The 17376-nt window shown below is 69.0% G+C and carries 21 protein-coding genes; 9 read left to right on the top strand and 12 right to left on the bottom strand.

The window, feature by feature from the left end:
• Positions 1-76 precede the first annotated feature (76 nt).
• On the bottom strand, positions 77-289 hold the full coding sequence (locus VF542_RS13345; protein WP_408652194.1) for an MbtH family protein: 213 nt from the start codon (positions 287-289) through the stop codon (positions 77-79).
• A 626-nt stretch (positions 290-915) separates the two neighbouring features.
• On the opposite strand from VF542_RS13345, the gene VF542_RS13340 reads away from it, so the two are divergent.
• Genes VF542_RS13340 through VF542_RS13330 form a run of 3 tightly spaced genes read left to right on the top strand, consistent with a single transcriptional unit; the run spans position 916 to position 2696 of the window.
• Entirely contained in the window at positions 916-1671 is a 756-nt protein-coding gene (locus tag VF542_RS13340) for a helix-turn-helix domain-containing protein (RefSeq protein WP_408652193.1), read from the top strand.
• Positions 1668-1820 (top strand): hypothetical protein, encoded by a 153-nt coding sequence (locus VF542_RS13335; protein WP_408652192.1) that lies wholly within the window; start codon positions 1668-1670, stop codon positions 1818-1820. Before VF542_RS13340 ends, VF542_RS13335 begins: the two co-directional genes overlap by 4 nt.
• Positions 1821-1847: 27 nt before the next feature.
• Positions 1848-2696 carry a sugar phosphate isomerase/epimerase family protein gene (locus tag VF542_RS13330; RefSeq protein ID WP_408652191.1) on the top strand — a complete coding sequence of 283 codons (849 nt, stop codon included), beginning with the start codon at positions 1848-1850 and terminating at the stop codon, positions 2694-2696.
• A 99-nt stretch (positions 2697-2795) separates the two neighbouring features.
• On the opposite strand, the gene VF542_RS13325 is transcribed toward VF542_RS13330, so the two are convergent.
• Together VF542_RS13325 and VF542_RS13320 are read right to left on the bottom strand one after the other, a co-directional pair.
• The gene (locus VF542_RS13325) at positions 2796-3347 is read right to left on the bottom strand and encodes a GNAT family N-acetyltransferase (RefSeq protein WP_408652190.1); all 552 of its coding nucleotides are present in this window, start codon (positions 3345-3347) and stop codon (positions 2796-2798) included.
• A gap of 46 nt (positions 3348-3393) precedes the next feature.
• Positions 3394-3801, bottom strand: a complete 408-nt coding sequence (locus tag VF542_RS13320) for a hypothetical protein (protein WP_408652189.1) — start codon at positions 3799-3801, stop codon at positions 3394-3396.
• 36 nt (positions 3802-3837) lie between these two features.
• On the opposite strand from VF542_RS13320, the gene VF542_RS13315 reads away from it, so the two are divergent.
• Entirely contained in the window at positions 3838-4197 is a 360-nt protein-coding gene (locus VF542_RS13315; protein WP_408652188.1) for a hypothetical protein, read from the top strand.
• A gap of 435 nt (positions 4198-4632) precedes the next feature.
• Here VF542_RS13315 and VF542_RS13310 read toward each other — a convergent pair whose 3' ends face one another.
• Both VF542_RS13310 and VF542_RS13305 read right to left on the bottom strand, forming a co-directional pair.
• The gene (locus VF542_RS13310; RefSeq protein WP_408652187.1) at positions 4633-5010 is read right to left on the bottom strand and encodes a ClpX C4-type zinc finger protein; all 378 of its coding nucleotides are present in this window, start codon (positions 5008-5010) and stop codon (positions 4633-4635) included.
• A 75-nt stretch (positions 5011-5085) separates the two neighbouring features.
• Complete coding sequence (locus tag VF542_RS13305) at positions 5086-5820, bottom strand: maleylpyruvate isomerase family mycothiol-dependent enzyme (protein WP_408652186.1); 735 nt, start codon at positions 5818-5820, stop codon at positions 5086-5088.
• 172 nt (positions 5821-5992) lie between these two features.
• Between VF542_RS13305 and VF542_RS13300 the strand changes: the two genes are divergently transcribed.
• Positions 5993-7516, top strand: a complete 1524-nt coding sequence (locus VF542_RS13300) for a methyltransferase domain-containing protein (RefSeq protein ID WP_408652185.1) — start codon at positions 5993-5995, stop codon at positions 7514-7516.
• A gap of 1 nt (position 7517) precedes the next feature.
• Positions 7518-8774 (top strand): glycosyltransferase family 39 protein, encoded by a 1257-nt coding sequence (locus VF542_RS13295; RefSeq protein WP_408652184.1) that lies wholly within the window; start codon positions 7518-7520, stop codon positions 8772-8774.
• An 88-nt stretch (positions 8775-8862) separates the two neighbouring features.
• On the opposite strand, the gene VF542_RS13290 is transcribed toward VF542_RS13295, so the two are convergent.
• The 7 genes from VF542_RS13290 to VF542_RS13260 form a co-directional block, all read right to left on the bottom strand.
• Positions 8863-9405, bottom strand: coding sequence for a carboxymuconolactone decarboxylase family protein (locus VF542_RS13290; protein ID WP_408652198.1), 543 nt, complete (start codon positions 9403-9405; stop codon positions 8863-8865).
• A gap of 142 nt (positions 9406-9547) precedes the next feature.
• A complete protein-coding gene (gene pstB, locus VF542_RS13285; RefSeq protein ID WP_408652183.1) occupies positions 9548-10327 on the bottom strand; it encodes a phosphate ABC transporter ATP-binding protein PstB in 780 nt (259 codons plus the stop codon).
• A gap of 53 nt (positions 10328-10380) precedes the next feature.
• Complete coding sequence (gene pstA / locus VF542_RS13280) at positions 10381-11313, bottom strand: phosphate ABC transporter permease PstA (protein ID WP_408652182.1); 933 nt, start codon at positions 11311-11313, stop codon at positions 10381-10383.
• Complete coding sequence (pstC, locus tag VF542_RS13275; protein ID WP_408652181.1) at positions 11310-12389, bottom strand: phosphate ABC transporter permease subunit PstC; 1080 nt, start codon at positions 12387-12389, stop codon at positions 11310-11312. The genes pstA and pstC overlap by 4 nt, the downstream gene beginning before the upstream one ends.
• Positions 12390-12420: 31 nt before the next feature.
• Entirely contained in the window at positions 12421-13554 is a 1134-nt protein-coding gene (gene pstS / locus VF542_RS13270; protein ID WP_408652180.1) for a phosphate ABC transporter substrate-binding protein PstS, read from the bottom strand.
• Between the two features lie 151 nt (positions 13555-13705).
• On the bottom strand, positions 13706-14596 hold the full coding sequence (gene mshD, locus VF542_RS13265) for a mycothiol synthase (protein ID WP_408652179.1): 891 nt from the start codon (positions 14594-14596) through the stop codon (positions 13706-13708).
• An 81-nt stretch (positions 14597-14677) separates the two neighbouring features.
• Positions 14678-15439 carry a winged helix-turn-helix transcriptional regulator gene (locus VF542_RS13260; protein ID WP_408652178.1) on the bottom strand — a complete coding sequence of 254 codons (762 nt, stop codon included), beginning with the start codon at positions 15437-15439 and terminating at the stop codon, positions 14678-14680.
• A 70-nt stretch (positions 15440-15509) separates the two neighbouring features.
• Here VF542_RS13260 and VF542_RS13255 point away from each other — a divergent pair, with 70 nt between their 5' ends.
• Genes VF542_RS13255 through VF542_RS13245 form a run of 3 tightly spaced genes read left to right on the top strand, consistent with a single transcriptional unit; the run spans position 15510 to position 17249 of the window.
• Complete coding sequence (locus VF542_RS13255) at positions 15510-16256, top strand: alpha/beta hydrolase (protein WP_408652177.1); 747 nt, start codon at positions 15510-15512, stop codon at positions 16254-16256.
• Positions 16253-17122: a hypothetical protein gene (locus VF542_RS13250; RefSeq protein ID WP_408652176.1), complete on the top strand. Its 870-nt coding sequence runs from the start codon at positions 16253-16255 to the stop codon at positions 17120-17122. The genes VF542_RS13255 and VF542_RS13250 overlap by 4 nt, the downstream gene beginning before the upstream one ends.
• 52 nt (positions 17123-17174) lie before the next feature.
• Positions 17175-17249 carry a putative leader peptide gene (locus tag VF542_RS13245; RefSeq protein ID WP_408652197.1) on the top strand — a complete coding sequence of 25 codons (75 nt, stop codon included), beginning with the start codon at positions 17175-17177 and terminating at the stop codon, positions 17247-17249.
• The last annotated feature ends 127 nt before the right edge of the window (positions 17250-17376 follow it).

Here is a 17376-nt window from a genome sequence, read left to right as displayed (position 1 = left end):
GTCGTTTCCGCCACTTTTCAGCCGGCCCGGTTGTGACTGCGCGTCGCGTGAAATTCTTTGTCGCAGACGCGACATGTCAGTCCTCGGTCATCGCCTCGATCAGGCTTGCCGGGCGCAGGTCGGTCCAGTGCTGCTCGACGTAGTCAAGGCACTCCTGCCGGCTGGCTGCCGGCAGGGCGATCGTCCAGCCTGCGGGCACGTCGGCGAACGCGGGCCACAGCGCGTGCTGCGACTCGTCGTTGACGACGACGAGGTAGCGGGCATCGGGATCCTCGAACGGGTTGCTCATGGCCGCGGTGCACGCGCGCGGTGTCGGGGGCGGGCACCGGAGGATGCCCGGGTGGGCAATGACGACGTACCGGTCGTCAATGGAGTGTGAGGTGAAGCCATGGCGGCGAGCATAACCTCAGCTGCCAGTCATCGAAAACGGCTGAGATCTGCTCCGGTGCACGTCGACCCGTACCGGACGATTGCCGTTTTCTGTCGAGTGCCGCGTCGTTTCGGGTGATGGCATCGCACAGATTGCATTTCTCATCAGATGGACAAGCCGGCCCGTCGAGCCACGAAATTCCGCTGGGGTCGTCCAAGAAATGCCCGTCGAGTTCGGCCATATGGCGGCGATGATGAGGATGAGGTCCACGCAGTCACCGCACGGCGGTCTCGCGCAGGTGCGCAGTGATCCGGACGACGGACCGATCGAGTTCCGCCTTTCTTTCCGGAGGATGTCGATGCGCAGATCACCGCGATAGCCGTGGCCGGCACGCACCGGCCGAGTCTCTCCGCCGGGTTCTACGACTACAGGTACCGAGGTGCCTCGCTTCACCGTCAAGGCGATCCGCGCGTCTCGAATAACCCGCCCTTTCACTATGGGCGCGCATTTGCGCCTATAGTGAAGGACGAGGGGGAGGGCGACTCGTGGACGAGTCCTGGTTGTCAGTTACTGAAGCAGCGGAGCGGCTGCAAGTCAGTACCGCCCACGTGCGTCGGCTCATCGGCGAGGGGGACCTGCCGGCCGCCCGGATGGCGGGAGCCTGGTTCATCGACCCGGCTACCATCGCCCGCCGCCAGCAGCGCGCCGCGCGGCCCGGTCGCGCCCTGAACCCGTCGGTGGCCTGGCGGTTGTTGCTGCTGCTCAACCAGCGAGGCCAAACCCTCGCCGGCGTTCCGGCGGAGGACGACGGCCACGCGTGGGAAGGGCTCTCTGACGTGCAGCGACACCGACTACGGTCCCTGCTCGCCGACCTTCCCGACGGGCCGGTGCTCGCGTCCCTGCTCCGGGGCCGTGCGCAGCGCCAGCTGATGCGCGCTCACCCCGGTGTCCTCGACCGGCTGGCCGTCGACGGCCGCGTCCGGCCCGGCGCCGGCCGTGCCGCCGCCGCTCGGGGCGCCGGCCTGGCGGCCGGCGGACGTGAGCTGCTCTACATCTCCGCCGCCGACGTCGCCGACGTGCGGGACCAGTATCGGCTGCAGCCTGACCCTGCGGGCAATGTTGAGCTCGCGGTCATCCCAGCCGCCGTCCCGGACGAGCTGATGCCCGCACCGGGAGAACCGGTGCCGTTGAGCGTCGCATGGGTCGATCTGCTCGAGGACCCGGACGCTCGTGCATCCCAAGCCGCACGAGACTGGGTCAATCGCATGCGTTCCGTCGCCGCGAGTGCAGCCGCCAGATGACCTCACCGGATGTGGTCGCTGTACTGGACCGGCTGACCCCGGCGGCCGAGGACGGCTGGCACCTGCTGTTCGACCTCGCCGAAATCGACACCCGGTCCTGGATGCTCGTCGGCGGCCAGATGGTCTCACCTGCTAGATCGACCAGCTGACCTCGGACCAACTGATCGGAGACAGGTATGAATCCTCTCGGAGTGCACGCCCTGGTCTGGGTCGGCGACTGGAGCGAGAAGTCCGCCCGGTACGCCATCGAGTCGACTCGTGAAGTCGGCTTCGACCTCATCGAGCTGGCGCTGCTCGACCCGGCAGCGACCGACGTCGCCATGACCAGGCGGCTGCTCGAGGACAACGGGCTCGGCGCCACCGCCTCGCTCGGCCTGGACTTTGAGACCGACGTGTCGAGTGAGGACCCGGCGATCCTCGCCCGGGGACGCGACCGGCTGGCGGCCTCGCTGGAGGTGGCGCACGGGGTCGGGGCTACGCACTTGTGCGGGGTGCTCTACTCCGCGATGGCCAAGTACTCGCAGCCGGCGAGCGAGCTGTCCCGCCAGAACAGCGTGCAGGCGATGGCCTGGCTGGCCGAGCAGTGCGCGGCAGCCGGGGTGACGCTGGCACTCGAGGTGGTCAACCGGTACGAGACGAACATCGCCAACACTGCGGCGGAGATGCTCGCGTTCATCGACCAGACCGGGGCTGACATCGGCGTGCACCTGGACAGTTACCACATGAACATCGAGGAGAACGGCCTCGTCGAGCCGGTCGAGCAGTGCGGGTCGCGGCTGGGCTACGTGCACATCGGCGAGTCGCACCGTGGCTATCTCGGCACCGGGAACGTCGACTTCGACTCGCTGTTCGGGGCGATTCGAGCCAGCGGCTACACCGGTCCGGTGACGTTCGAGAGCTTCTCCTCGGCCGTCGTGCATCCGAGCCTCAGCAACGCTCTCGCGGTGTGGCGCAACCTCTGGCAGGACGGCCGCGACCTCGCGGCCCACGCGCACGCCTTCATAGCGCAACGACTGCAGCCCTGACGGGCCCACCGCAGCCTGAGTGCGTCGACGTCGTACGCGGATCGGCGGGTCTGTCAGCCTGATCGTCGCCACATAGCTTGTAGCGGATACAGGACTTGATCAGTCGTTGAGATCTCTGCGCATGATCGGCCGGGTGGGCGCTCTTCGCGTAACCACCCTGAAGCCGGCTCGAGTGAACGCGCTGGTCGTGCCGGGAAAGATGTTCCTGGTCGCGCCCTCGGCCTCGGTGTCGATCGGGTAGCTCTCGAGAGCGGGGGCACCCGCGGTTCGTGCGTAGTCGACGGCACCATCGATCAGTGCTGCCATCACGCCCTGGCCGCGGAATCCGCGGCGAACGTAGAAGCACGGCAGCGACCACACAGGCAGATCGTCAACCTGACCGAGATCGCGCTTGCTATCGAGCCACGGCAGTTCGCGGCGTGGGGTGAGGCGGCACCAGCCAACCGCGGTACCGGACTCATCGAGTGCCAGCAGCCCTGGTGGCGGCCCGGTCATGACACTCGATCGCAGCTGGTCCTTGTTCTGCACCCGAGGTCGCCTGTGGTAGTCCGCACCAAGGATCCAGTACATGCACCAGCAGCCGTTCGACGCGCCACTTCGGCCGAACAGGTCCTCCAGCGCCGGCCACATCGCGGGCTCCACCGGTGCCACAGTTGCGACTCTCATCAGCCCAGTGTCCGCGAGGTGGCCTGGATCGTCAGGACTGGCGGTCGTAGCGGGCTGCCGCGCCGCAGGTCTCGCAGCGGAACACCCCGTCCCCGGCCGGCGCCAGCTCGCCGTGTCCGACGCAGGTAGGCACCCCGTCGGCCGACAGCACGACGTTGCCGATGCCGACGTCCCAGCCGCCCTCGACGTCGACCAGTCGACCGGCCGAGCCGCCGGTGCCCTGCCGCGCCTGGTGCAGCGCCCGCACCACCGCGATGGTGGCGGTGACGAGCCGCGACCCCGGCGTCCAGCCTTCGAACGAGTTCGCGGCCGGCACGATCGGCTCGTCACCGCGCATCCGGATCACCAGTTCGCGGTGCTCACCGGTGCCCAGCGCGAAGGTCAGCGAGTAGCAGCCGGGCTCGGCGAGAGCCTCGATCTTGGAAAGCAGCGGGTCCACCCCGCCAGTTTTCCAGACAGGCTGAGAAATCAGTGCTTGCCACGGGTGATCGTGGGCGTCGGCTTGCTGGTCGGACGGCCCGCGGGGGTGGTATGGGGAGCCGGATGCGAAGGCTTCACCGCGGTCTTGCTGGGCTTCGGCGACGGCCTCCCCTCCGGATCCGTCCGCCTCGGCCTCGGCGCCGCTGCTGGCGCGCTGCTGGCGCGAAAAGCGAAGATGGCTTGCGACGACGACGCCGCAGGCGCGCCGAGAGGGGTCGTGAGGGCCGGGGCCGATCCCGTCGGACTCGGCGTCGACGAGCTGGCCGGTCCGCGGCTCAGAGATGCGGAGGTCCTCGACTGGGACGGGCTCGCCGGCACAGTTCCAAGCGGTCCACTCGGCGCGGCAGCCCGCTGATCCGGCCCGGGAGTCGGGTCCTGCCTGGGAGACGGGTCCGGCCGGATGGCGGGCGAGAGCATCATCACGGCCGCAACGACGGCGGCCAGCACGACCCCCGCCACCACTGCCAGCACCCCAACCGCGCTGCCGCTACGCCTGCCGGCACCAGACGTCCCCCAACCGGATCCCGCGGCGCGGCGGGCCGGCACGTGGCGGTGGCTGCCCGCCCGTGAGATGCGCCCGCGCACCAGGGCCAGCGACGCCAGCCCGATCAGTGCGATCGAGCACAGCAGGACATCAGCGCGCACGAGGGCTTGTCCGGTCAGTCGCAGACTCGGTCACCGATCGATCGTAACGCCGCCCAGCCCGCCCTCATGACGCCCTCTGAGCCACCCTCTGAGCCGCCGTGAGCCGTCCGTGAGCCGCTGTGCTCGGAGAGCCACCCAGCTCTGCTCACTCGCGGTCCGAGAAGCGCTCCCACGCAGATTGCCTGGTCATATCCAGCGCTTCACCGATCCGCGCCCAGGACACCCCGCGGCTGCGGACCCGGCGCACCCAGGTGGTCAGGCTGCCTTCTACCTGGCCGGCGACCGCGGCGATCTTGGGCAAGTGGTCGAGCAGTTGCTGGTCGGTCATTCCCTGCCAGTACGAAAGCTCGGGCGGGGCGTCCCCGGCCGACTTCGCGTCCGAGTCCAGGATCTCGTTGCAGAGCTGCACGCACTCGTTGCAGATGTAGATGCCGGGGCCGGCGATGATCTTGGACACCTCCTGCTCCGGCTTGGCACAGAACGAGCAGGCAATGGCGGCGGCAGTGGCTGGCTCAGCAATCACGGCATAGCTCCAAGGGGTGTCAGGCTGATCCTGACATCCTGTCAGGAGCACCCTGACACGTCAAGTTCCCTAGGGTCAGTTCACGGGGGCGACGGAATCGCGGGACCGGCGCGCACGCGGGAGCGGGCGCACCAGCAAACCGAACGGGCCGGCGAGCCTGCGCAAAGCCCCGGCGCGCTGCGGTGAGCTCAGCCGCTGTCGCAGCAGCGGTACGCCATCGCCGCTCAGGTCGTCGAGCACGGCGACCCGTCCGCCGATGCCCAGCAGCAGCGTCTCGGCAGGCCCCCGTACCGACGCCCCGGTGCCCTGGTCCCAGCCGGTGTCGGTGGCGGTGAAACGCAGTCCGTCCAACCGCGAGCCCATCGCGAACCCGGGCGAGGCGCGGGAGGTCAGGTGGTGGAACGCCACCGACAGCCGGTATTCGGGAATGTCGCGGGCAATACCGAGTGGAATGCGGATGTCGAGATCGTGCAGCACGAGATCGCTCAGCACCGGGTCATAGCCCGACCGCGGCACCGTGAACCGCGAGCCTGCCCGCCGCCGCAACACCTCGATGATCTCGTCATCGGACCTACGCGCCGCCCGCCGCGTCAGCCACAGGTTGACCCGGTCCATGTCGGCGGCAGTGGCCGCGATGCCTATGTACAGCTTGGCCTGGCCGAACCTCAGCAACGTGGTCAGGTGGGCCGCCACGTCGTGGACCGTCCACCCCTGGCAGAGGCTCGGCGTCCGCAGCTGGTCGGGGGTGAGCGTGCTGAGCAGATCCGCGCTGTGCCTGCGTTCGTCCACAATCATGTCGTAAACCCGCATTTCGCAATGCTAAGGGCGTGGTCGTGGCCGGCAATCTCACATCGTGCGAGTTACCCAGCTGGATCACCGAAAGGTCGCCGACAGCCCGGCGAGCACTGGCCCGGCCGGCCCTCTGACCCGCTCCGCGTATGTCAGAACGGGTCGAGGACCCCGGTTTTGCTAGCGTGGCTTCATGCAGCCCGACCTCGCTGGACCTCCCGACGGGCTCGACGACGCCGGGAACCGGCCACCCGCCGCAACCGACCGGCTGAAGATCGGCGTCCTGGTGGTGGCGTTCAACGCCGAGTCCACCCTGCAGGCGACCCTGGACCGCATCCCGCAGGACATGCTCGCCAGGATCGACGAGATCCTGATCTGTGACGACGCCAGCCAGGACCGGACGGTCGATGCCGGCCTGGCCTGGCGGGAGGCCAACGGCGCGATCCCCACCACGGTGATCCGGCACGTCAGCAACCTGGGCTACGGCGGCAACCAGAAGGCCGGCTACCAGCTGGCCCGCGAACACGGCCTGGACCTGGTGGTGCTGCTGCACGCCGACGGCCAGTACGCCCCGGAGGCGATGGCCGACCTGGTGGCGCCACTGGAGCGAGGCGAGGCCGACGCGGTGTTCGGCTCCCGGATGCTGGAGCCGGGCTCGGCGCGCGCCGGCGGCATGCCGCTCTACAAGTACCTCGGCAACCGGGTGCTCACGACCTTCGAGAACAGGCTGCTGCACTCCAAGCTTTCGGAGTTCCACTCCGGCTACCGGGCCTACCGGGTGTCGGCGCTGGCGGAGCTGCCGATCGGGTTCAACACCGACGACTTCGACTTCGACACCCAGATCATCATCCAGCTGCTCGACGCCGGCAGGCGGATCGTGGAGGTGCCGATCCCGACCTACTACGGCGACGAGATCTGCTACGTCAACGGCGTGAAGTACGCCCGGGATGTGGCGCGCGACGTGCTGCAGTACCGGCTGACCAAGGTCGGCATCGGCACCCACCGCTGGGTGCCGGCCGATCCGGAGTACGCGGCCAAGGAGGGCGAGGGCACCTCGCACACCGTCATCACCGAGATGCTGGCGGCGATGCCGGCCGGCCGGGTGCTCGACCTCGGCTGCTCCGGCGGCCGGCTGTCGGAGCGGATCCGCCAGCTCGGCCACAAGGTGGTCGGGGTGGACAGCATGGAGATCGCCGGGGTGCGCGACCGGGTCGACGACTTCTTCCTCGGTGACCTCGAGGACGGCATACCGGAGGCGGCCGGCGGCGACTTCGACGTGGTGATCGCCGCCGACGTCATCGAACACGTCCGCTATCCCGAGCGGCTGCTGCGCCAGATGGCCGAGGTGCTCTCGCCGACCGGCCAGATCGTGATCTCCACACCCAACTTCGGCCACTGGTACTCCCGCGGCCGGGTCGCCTTCGGCGCCTTCGACTACGACCGGCGCGGCATCCTGGACGAGACCCACCTGCGATTCTTCTCCCGCAAGAGCCTGCGCCGGACGATCGGCTCGGCCGGCCTGGACGTCCTGCAGCTGGAGTACACCGGCCTGCCGCTGGAGGTGCTGACCCGCCCGGAAAGCATCGACAGCTGGAAGACCCGCTCGGCGCGCACCGTGGACCGCCGGCTGGTACGGCTGCGCCCGACCGTGTTCGGCTACCAGTTCGTGGCCCGGTTGCGCCCGCACCATGCCGGCTCCGTGACGCACTTCCGCTGATATGACGGCCCAATCCCGACCGGCCGTCGCCGAGCCGGCTGTCACCGTCCTGGCAACCGAGCAGCAGGTCGGCCGTCGCCGCCGGCTGGTACTGGCCGTGGCTCTGCTCGCCTTCGGGCTGAAGGCGCTCATCGCCGCCAGGACCTACGGCACCAACGACATCAGGCACTGGACCGACTTCGTCAACGGCGTGGCCGAGCGTGGCCCGGTCGGGGTTTACGGCATCACCTTCGAGCGGTCGTTCTACAACCACCCGCCGGTGATCGGCTACTTCCTGCAGCTGGTGGACTTCGGGCGCCACCACGGCGTCAGCATCGGGTTCTCGATCCGATCGGTGGCAAGCCTGGCCGACGTCGGCTCGGCGCTGCTGGTGTTCGAGCTGCTGCGCCGACGCCGCAGCTTGCGCGAGGCCAGCTGGGCCGCCGTACTGGTCGCGGTCAGCCCGGTTCTGGTCATCATTTCAGGCTTTCACGGCAACACCGATCCGATCTTCGTCTTGTTCACCCTGCTGGCGCTGTACCTGCTCGCCGACCGGGACAGGCCCCTGGCCAGTGGGTTGTCGATGGGCATCGCGATCGGGATCAAGATCGTCCCGGTGGTGGCGGTGCCGGCCCTGCTGGTGCTGGCCTTCACCAGAGGCCGGCGAAGCGGCCTGCGGTTCGGGGCCGGCTTCATCGCCGCGTTCGCGATCAGCTGGCTGCCGGCCCTGATCGCCCACGGCCGGGCGGTGCGCGAGCACGTGCTCGGCTACGCCGGCAGTGGCATCAGCCAGTGGGGCCTGATCCAGATCGGGCACTGGTTCGACGATCCCGGCTGGGCCGACTTCCTGACCGGCGCCGGCCGGTTCCCGGTGGTGCTGCTGTGCGCCCTGGTGCCGGCGGCGCTGGTGTGGCGCCGGCCGGCGATGGCCGCCGAGGCGGTCGGGCTGTCACTGGTGAGTTTTCTGTTCCTGAGCCCGGCGTTCGGCTGCCAGTACCTGGTGTGGGCGATGGCGGCGGCCTACCTGCTCAACTTCGGCTGGGCCACCGTCTACAACCTCGGCGCCGGCCTGGTGCTGTTCAAGATCTACACCCGATGGGCCCACGGTTTTCCGTGGAACCACGCTGATTACTGGGGATTGGTCGGGGTGGAACTCGTTGGTGCGCTGTTGCTGTGGGGATGTCTGGGCGTCCTCGCCGTGCTAGGTGTCCGCCGGATCCTCAGGAGCGAGGATCGCAGCGAGCGTAGCGAGCGAGGACCGGAGCGAGTGGTGCGATGAGCGCCTGCGCGAAGAGCCCGGATGTCTGAGCGAGGACCAGAGCGAGTGGTGCGATAGGTGCTGCGCGTGAAGAGCTGATGACGCAGCGTCAGAACCGGTAACCGAACTTGGCAATGCGCTCGGCCGCGCCTGCGTAGGCAGCCGGGTCGGACGGCGCCAGCGTGCCCAGGCCGTCGACGTAGCGGTTGTACATGCAGAACGCGGCGGCAATGAGCACCGTGTCGTGAAGTTCCATGTCGGTGGCGCCGGCGGCGCGGGCCGAGTTGATCAGTTCGGGTGTGACGGCTCGGCCACTGACCTGCACCGCGCCGGCGATCCGCAGCAGGGCACGCATCTTCGGTGAGACCGGCGCGGTGTCCAGGTCGTCGCGTACCTGGTCGACCAGTGCCATGCCCTCGGTGAGCTGCGCCGCGGCGACCGCCGAGTGCGCTCCACAGCAGAACGTGCAGTTGTTGCGGCCGGAGACGTAGGCGGCAATCAGCTCGCGCTCGCCACGGGTCAGGGTGTTCGGCCCGCGCAGCAGCACCTCGGCCAGATCGTCGAGTGGCTTGGCGGTTTCGGGCCGGTAGATCAGCGGTCCGGTGATGCCGGGGAATTGGGTTTCGTCAACGCCGAGGGCGATGTGGGCCATGATGTTCACGCTCGATTCGTAGTGGTGAGCAGGTTGTATAGTGACACTATCCAACGTACTCGAACCGTCCGTCAACAGTCAAGTCTGAGCAATTTCGAAGAAATGTGGTATAGCTCGGCATGGCTCGACCATCCGGCCGACCTCAGCCGAACCGGCCGGAGATGTAGTCCTCGGTGCGCCGCTGGCTCGGGTTGGAGAAGATCTTCTGGGTGTCGTCGATCTCCACGAGCTGGCCCGGCTTGCCGACGCCGGCCAGGTTGAAGAACGCGGTGCGCTCGCTGACCCGGGCTGCCTGTTGCATGTTGTGGGTGACGATCACGATCGTGTACGTCTGCTTCAGGGACTGGATGAGGTCCTCGATCGCCAGCGTCGAGATCGGGTCAAGCGCCGAGCAGGGCTCGTCCATCAGCAGTACCTGGGGCTCGACGGCGATCGCCCGGGCGATGCACAGCCGCTGCTGCTGCCCGCCGGAGAGCCCCGCGCCGGGCTTGTCGAGGCGGTCCTTGACCTCGTCCCAGAGGTTTGCCGCCCGCAGCGACTTCTCGACGACCTCGTCGAGTTCGGCGCGCTTGGGCCGTGAGGCCTGCAACTTCAGCCCGGCTGCCACGTTGTCATACACCGACATCGTCGGGAACGGATTGGGCCGCTGGAACACCATGCCGATGGTGCGCCGGACGTTGACCGGATCGACGCCCGCGCCGTAGATGTCCTCGCCGTCCAGCAGCAACTCGCCCTGCACGCTGGCGCCGGCGATGACCTCGTGCATCCGGTTGATGGTGCGCAGCACGGTGGACTTGCCGCAGCCGGACGGGCCGATGAAGGCCGTCACCGACCGCGGCGCGATGGTGAAGTCGACATCGGCCACGGCCAGGAACTTGCCGTAGTAGATGTTGAGGTTGCGAGCCTCGATCCGCTTGGCCATCTTTCAGTTCCCCTTTGCTGGATGGAGCTTACTGCGACGAGCCTGCGCGTGCCTCAGGAGGAGACCTTGCTGCGGCGGGCGATCAGCCGGGCGAGGAGGTTCAATGCCATCACCAGGATGATGAGCGTGAGCGCAGCCCCCCACATCCGGTCAGCCGCATAGTGCACGCTGACCTTGTGGCCGTTCCGCAGGATCGTGGTGCTGCCGAGATTTCCGAACTGGTCCTTGATCATGCCGGGAAGCGAACCCTGCGGCCCGCCGAACAGGTTGCGGTTGTCGTTCGGCGAATATCCCACCAGCACCAGTAGCGGCGCGGTCTCGCCCGCCACCCTCGCCACGCCCAGCACGATACCGGTCACGATCCCGCTCAGCGCGGTCGGCAGCACGATCTTGACGATGGTCTTCCACTTCGGCACCCCGAGGGCGTACGAGGCCTCCCGCAGCTCGTTCGGGACCAGCCGGAGCATCTCCTCGGTGGTCCGCACCACCACCGGGATCATCAGCATTACCAGGGCCGACGAGACCAGCCAGCCGGCCCGCTGCCCGGAGAAGCCGGTGACCAACACGGCGTAGACGAACAGAGCGGCCACGATGGACGGGATACCCGTGAGGATGTCGACCATGAAGGTGGTGGCGCGGGCCAGCGGCCCCCGACCGTACTCGACCAGGTAGATCGCCACCAGCAGCGCGATCGGCACCGAGATCACCGTGCAGAGCAGGACCTGTTCCAGGGTGCCGATGATCGCGTGCAGCGCGCCGCCGCCGCTGTCGCGGTAGGTGATTCCGCGCTGGCTGCTGGTGAACCAGCCGTCGGCGGTGATGCTGGCCAGCCCGCGGCTGACCACCGTCCACAGCAGCCAGACCAGCGGGACCAGTGCCAGCAGGAAGCAGCCGTAGATCACCGTCGTCGCAAGCCGGTTCTTGGCCTTGCGCCATCCCGAGCCGGGCGCTCCGGCGAGGGTGCTGGAGAGCGTCGCGCTCGTCATGCGAACTCCTTGCGGCGGTTGACCACCCAGCGGGCGGCGGCGTTCACTGCGAAGGTCAGCACGAACAGCACCAGGCCGGCAGCGATGTAGGCCCCGGTCTGGGCCGGGTTGTTGAACTCCGCGGCGTTGTTGGCGATCTTCGAGGCGAACGTCTCACCGCCGTTGAAGATCGAGAACGAGAAGGCGCCGGTATTGGAAACCTTCGACAGGATAAGGGAGATCGCGATCGTCTCGCCGAGCGCCCGTCCCAGCCCCAACATCGCGCCGCTGACCAGGCCCGGCCGGCCGTAGGGCAGGACCGCCAGCCGGATCACCTCCCAGCGGGTGGCACCCAGGGCCCACGCCGCCTCGATGTTCGCGCGCGGAGTGCGTTCGAAGACCTCGCGGCCGATCGCGGTGACGATCGGCAGGATCATCACCGCCAGCACCACGCCGCCGGTGAAGATGGTGCCGCCCTTGACGTTGTGGTCGGTGAACAGCGGCAACCAGCCGGCGTGCCGCGACAGCAGGTCGGCCACCGGCTGGATCGCCGGCGCCAGCACCGCGATGCCCCAAACGCCATAGATGATCGAGGGAATCGCGGCCAGCAGGTCGATTCCATAGGCCACCGGACGGGCCACCCGGGCGGGGGCGTAATGCGAGAGGAACAGGGCGATCCCGATGGCGACCGGCACTGCCAGCACCATTGCCAGCAGCGAGATGAGCACCGTGACCCAGAGCAGCGGCAGCACCCCGAAGTCCAGGGTGCCGCCGCCGACGTCCCAGGTGCGGGCGGTCAGGAAGTTCGACCTGTCGCCGGTGATCGCGGGCAGCGCCTTGATCACCAGGAACGCGGTGACCAGCCCGATCAGCAGCACCAGGAACGCGCCGGCGCCCGAGCTGAGACCCGCGAGCACCCGGTCGCCGATCCGGCCGGGGCCGCGGCCGCCGAGGGTGCCGGCCCCGAACACCGGTTCCTGGCCGGGCAGGATCGCGGCCGGCTGGCTGGAGCCTGCGACGGGCTTCACCGCGAGCCGCCCGGGCAGTAACGGCTCGGGTGCCGCCGGTGTGGCCTCAGCCGGTATCTGATCGATCATGCTGCCTCGCTCGGCATCGTCGTTCCGGGGCCTAGCTGATGGACGCGACCGCGGCTTGCACCTTGGCCTGGATCTCAGCCGGCAGCGGCGCGTAGCCGAGATCGGCGAGTGACTCCTGCCCGGCGCCGGCGGTGTAGGTCAGGAACGACCTGACCAGCGAGCCCACCTCGGCGTCGGAGTACTTGGAGCAGACGATCTCGTAGGTGACCAGGATGATCGGGTACGCGCCGGCCGTCCTGGTGGCGTAGTCCAACTTCAGCGTCAGGTCCTGCCCGCCGTTGCCGGCCACCCTGGCCGCCGACACCGCGGCGCCGGCCGAGTCGGCCGTGAGTTCCACCGGGCCGCCGCCGTTGTCCACCTTGGCGGTGTCGAGATTCCCGCTGACCGCAAAGGACCATTCCACGTAGCCGATCCCGCCGTCGGTGGAACCGATCGCCTGCTGGACACCCTGTGAACCGGTCTTGCCCTGCCCCGCGAAGCCGGCCTTGGAGGAGTCCTTGTCAGGCTTGGCGGTGAAGCCGGCCGGATCGTTGGCGGCCAGGTAGCGCTCGAAGTTCTGGGTCGTGCCCGAGGAGTCGCTGCGGTAGAACACCGTGATCTTCGTCGACGGCAGCGAGGCGGCCGGGTTCAGCGCCTTGACCGCCGGGTCGTTCCAGGTGGTGATCCTGCCCAGGAAGATCTTGGTGATGACCTGCGGGGTGAGGGTCAGGTCCGTGACCCCGTTCACCTTGTAGGCAACGGCGATCGGGCCGGTCACCATCGGCAGGTTCAGAGCCGGCGAGCCGCAGGCGGCGGTGGCCTTGGCGACCTCGCCCTTGGCAGGGTCGAGCGCGGAGTCAGAGCCCGCGAAGTCGTCCTGCTTGGCGATGAAGTTGGAGACGCCGGCGCCCGAGCCGGTGCCGTTGTAGGTGATGGTGGTACCGCTGCAGGCGGCCTGGAACTCCTTGATCCACTGTTCCATCGCGTTCTTCTGCGCGGTCGAGCCTTCGGCCTTCAGCGAGCCGCTCGCGCACGAGGCCTGACCGGACGCGCTCGAGCCGGACGATGTGGAGCCAGCACTGGAGCCGCCGGCAGTCGCCGACGTGCCGCTGGAACCGCAGCCGGTCAGCGCGATGGCGCCGGCCGCGACTCCGGCCAGAACGCCTGTGCGGGTGGTGATCGACACCGATAGTCCCTTTCGTGGTTCGCAGGGCTGCCCTGAGCGGGGGCGCCGCAGCGCAGCCTCGAATCGTTGACGAAAGGAACGCTAGGCAGCCGAGGTGGCCTGCCGGGAAGTGCTCGATGAACGGGACGTGAACGGCGCCCGGCTGCTGGACTCAGCCGGCGGCGAACTGGATGTCGCGGGCGAAGACGGTGAACCCGAGGCTCTCGTAAAGGTTGCGCGCGGTGCTGTTGTCGGCCTCGACGTAGAGCAGCACGGTTGCCAATTCACGCTCGCGCAGGTGCCGAAGGCCCGCGATGAGCAGCGCCTTGCCGAGCTTGAGCCCCTGGGCCGCCGGGTCCACCCCCAGCACGTACACCTCGCCCATCGGCTCGGGCGTCTCGGTGTGCACCTTCGTCCAGTGGTAGCCGAGCAACTGCTCGTCCCGGACGGCGAGCAGGAAACCGGTCGGATCGAACCAGGGCGCGGCGAGCCGGTCGGCGAGGTCGGACTCGGTCCAACGACCCTGCTCGGGATGGGAGGCGAAGGCCCGGGCGTTGACGGCCAGCCAGGCCTGGTCGTCGGTGCCGGGCCGGAACGCTCGAATCTCGATCCCGTCGGGCAGGTGCGGTTCGGGAAGGTCCAGGTCGGGAAGGGAACGGCGCAGCTGCAGCAGGGTCCGTACCGGTTGCCAGCCGGCCTGGGCGGCGGCCTGGGCGGCGACACTGTTGCGCCCGTGCGCCCACAGCCGGAGCCGGCCCGGGTCGACCAACCGGCCGGCGGCCTCCAGCAGCTCGGCTGCCGCCAGCGGGTCGGTGGCGACCAGCTCCACGGCACACTCCTGCTCGCCCGGCTCCAGTTGGGCGTAGCCGAGCAGCGTCGCGTCCTCGCCATGGACCTGCCGGTGGACCAGGTGCCGCACCGGAGGGCCGGCCGTCAGGTGCAGCAGGGCCTGCTCGCTCAGCGGTGGGGTGTCGGCCGAGTCCGGGCTCTGGCGTGCCAGCTTGCGGACGGCCTCAGCGGTGTCGGGGTCGAGGGCCGCAACGTCGGAGATCGGCGAGGTCACCGGGCAAGGTTAGCGACTCGCGCTCGGGTACCGGCTCTGCCCGGGTCGGGAGAGCTGCCCGGGTCCGGGAAAGCCGGCCGGTCAGGAGAGGCCGGTTGAGGTCCGCTGAACGTCGCGGTCCGGTGCCGCCAGGTAGCTGTCCTCGGCGGAACCCCCGCCACGGGCCCGCAGGCCGGGTTCGACCGGCTTGACGAACTTGTAGCCGACGTTGCGGACGGTGCCGATCAGTGCCTCGTACTCCGCACCGAGCTTGGCGCGCAACCGGCGCACGTGCACGTCGACGGTGCGGGTGCCGCCGAAGTAGTCATAGCCCCAGACCTCTTGCAGCAGGTGCGAGCGGGTGAACACCCGGCCCGGGTGCTGGGCCAGGAACTTCAGCAGCTCGAACTCCTTGTAGGTCAGATCCAGGACGTTCGACTTCAGCTTGGCGGTGTAGGTGGCCTCCTCGATGGTGAGGTCGCCGACCTTCACCACGCCAGGTTCGCCCTCGGACACGGAATTGCGCCGGCCCAGCGCCAGCCGCAGCCGGGCATCCACCTCGGCCGGCCCGGCGGTGTCGAGCAGCACGTCGTCGACCGGCCAGTCCGCCGACAGCGCGACCAGGCCGCCTTCCTTGAGCACCACGATGATCGGCATGCTGACATCGGCGGTGGCGAGCACCTTGATGAAGGCCCGGGCGCCTGCCAGGTTGAACCGGCCGTCGACCAGCACGGCATCGGCACTGCTGGTCAGCAGCGGGCTGACGTCGAATTCGAGGACGGTGACCTGATGCCCGAGCAGGCCGAGGGCAGGAAGCACCTCGGTGGTGGGCTGCGCTGCCGTGGTGAGGAGCGAGATCTCCATGCCGCCTCCCGGCTGGGCCGGTGATAACTACAACAGGAACAATGTTCCCATGATCAGGGGTCCGGAACCTGTGCGCCTTCGGACAGCGGACGACATTGTTTTATCGGCTGACTATTACGCCGAGGTTACCGACGGTCCTGGCTACCTGCTCGGCCACGGCTTCACCGGCTCGTCGACGACGCCGCACGTGGTGCGGATCGCCGAGACGCTGCGCTCGCTCGGCGGGTCGGTGCTGGTGCTGAACTTCCGTGGACACGGGGCCTCCCAAGGCATGTCGACCATCGGCGTGGACGAGATCGCCGACGTGGAGGCCGGGGTCGGCTGGTTGCGCGCTCGGCATCCAGGTGTGCCGATCGTCACAGTCGGCTTCTCGATGGGGGCCTCCATCGTGATCAGGTACGCGGGCCTGGGCGGCAACCCCGATGCCGTGGTGGCGGTCAGCGGCCCCGGCCGCTGGTACGAGCGCGGCACCGACCCGATGCGCCGGCTGCACCTCGGTGTCGAGACCCGGCTGGGCAGGCTGGTGCTGCACCGGGTGTTCCGGACCCGGGTCGGTGGCGGCTGGGACCTGCTGCCCGCCTCGCCGGTGGAGGTGGCGGCCTCGGTCAGCGCCCCGCTGCTCGTGGTGCACGGTGACGCCGACCCCTACTTCGGCATCGAGCACGGCCGGATGCTGGCCGCCGCGGCGCCGAACTCCGAGCTCTGGATCGAGCGGGGCCTCGGGCATGCCGAGAACGCCGTGACGCCAGAGCTGCTGGAACGCATCAGCGACTGGATCCGCCGCACGGTGGGCTCGTCTGCCACCATGAACCAGTGACCGTCGACAGTTCCGTGACGCCGGAGCAGCAGCCCCGAGCGGCCGCCGCGGGTGCCCTGCAGATCCAGCTGGCGATGCTCACCGCGCTGGCCGGCGGGGTGCTGGCCGCCGGGTCCTACCTGGGCAGCGTGGCGCTGCTGGTCGCGGTCTGTGCCGTGCAGCTGCTGCTCACCCTCAGCTGGCTGTTCGGCACCGCGGTGCCCGGCCGGATGGGCGGGCTGGTGCTCGGGGTGCTGGCCGCCGCCGGAGCCGACGCCGCGATCATGCACTGGCCCCACAGCGGCTATTCGCCGGTAGTGGGAGTGCTGGGGATGGCGGTTCCGCTGCTGTTCGTCCACCAGCTCAGCCGTGGTGTGGTGCGGACCCGGGTGCTGGAATCCCTGGCCGACATCACCGTGCTGCTGGTCGCGCTGGTCGCGCTGGCCGGCCTGATGGTGCTGCGCGAGCAGAGCAACGGCGACATCCTGACCCCCGCGGTGCTCGGCGCGATCACCGCCGGGCTGGTGGCGGCCCACTTCACCGACGCGGTCTTTCCGGCCCCCAGGTTCGATCCCGAGGTCGATCGGGGACTGCCCGCCGTGGTGGTCGGAGTGCTGGCCGGGGCGGCCGTCGGAACGCTCAGCCTGCACCGGATGATCGATCTGGCCGGTGGCCGCGGCGCCTTCGTCGGAGCCTCGATCGCCGCGGTGGCCTGCCTGCTGTCCATCGGGGCGGCCTTCAGCGGGGTGCACACCAGCCTGGCCCCAGCAGGTACCGCGGCCCCGGCCGGGCCGGCAGTCCGGCTGCGTCCGGTGGCGGCGGTTCTGATGACGGTGGCGCTGAGCACGCCGGCCGCCTACGTCCTGGTCAACGCGCTGTCCGGCTGAGCCCCGAACCCGCACTTGGCCGGTCCGTCCGGGATGGCTAGGCTGACGCACCATGGGTCAGTTGCTCACCTCCCGCCGCGCCGTGGATCTGTGCCGCGTCGGCAGCGCGCTGTGTCCCGTCCTCTGATCGGGTAGCTCTGGCCGGCGTTCGCCGGGAACTGCCCACCACCTCGCTGTGTGCTCACCGCAGACCGCGACCGGAGGATCCTCCTGTGGCGATCGCGTCGAATGATCTTCCCATCGATCAAGGAGAA

Source organism: Jatrophihabitans sp., assembly GCF_036389215.1.
In the GTDB taxonomy this organism is placed as follows: domain Bacteria; phylum Actinomycetota; class Actinomycetes; order Mycobacteriales; family Jatrophihabitantaceae; genus Jatrophihabitans_A.
The sequence above is the reverse complement of the archived record's forward strand: the minus strand, read 5'-3'. Positions and strand labels throughout refer to the sequence as shown.

Excerpts from the sequence above, each read along its gene's own strand:
- VF542_RS13335 (WP_408652192.1), top strand. The coding sequence starts at position 1,668 with ATGACCTCACCGGATGTGGTCGCTGTACTGGACCGGCTGACCCCGGCG.
- pstB (WP_408652183.1), bottom strand. The coding sequence starts at position 10,327 with ATGGCCAAGCGGATCGAGGCTCGCAACCTCAACATCTACTACGGCAAG.
- VF542_RS13300 (WP_408652185.1), top strand. The coding sequence starts at position 5,993 with ATGCAGCCCGACCTCGCTGGACCTCCCGACGGGCTCGACGACGCCGGG.
- pstC (WP_408652181.1), bottom strand. The coding sequence starts at position 12,389 with ATGATCGATCAGATACCGGCTGAGGCCACACCGGCGGCACCCGAGCCG.
- VF542_RS13330 (WP_408652191.1), top strand. The coding sequence starts at position 1,848 with ATGAATCCTCTCGGAGTGCACGCCCTGGTCTGGGTCGGCGACTGGAGC.
- VF542_RS13345 (WP_408652194.1), bottom strand. The coding sequence starts at position 289 with ATGAGCAACCCGTTCGAGGATCCCGATGCCCGCTACCTCGTCGTCGTC.
- VF542_RS13260 (WP_408652178.1), bottom strand. The coding sequence starts at position 15,439 with ATGGAGATCTCGCTCCTCACCACGGCAGCGCAGCCCACCACCGAGGTG.
- VF542_RS13305 (WP_408652186.1), bottom strand. The coding sequence starts at position 5,820 with ATGCGGGTTTACGACATGATTGTGGACGAACGCAGGCACAGCGCGGAT.
- pstA (WP_408652182.1), bottom strand. The coding sequence starts at position 11,313 with ATGACGAGCGCGACGCTCTCCAGCACCCTCGCCGGAGCGCCCGGCTCG.
- VF542_RS13295 (WP_408652184.1), top strand. The coding sequence starts at position 7,518 with ATGACGGCCCAATCCCGACCGGCCGTCGCCGAGCCGGCTGTCACCGTC.
- VF542_RS13290 (WP_408652198.1), bottom strand. The coding sequence starts at position 9,405 with ATGGCCCACATCGCCCTCGGCGTTGACGAAACCCAATTCCCCGGCATC.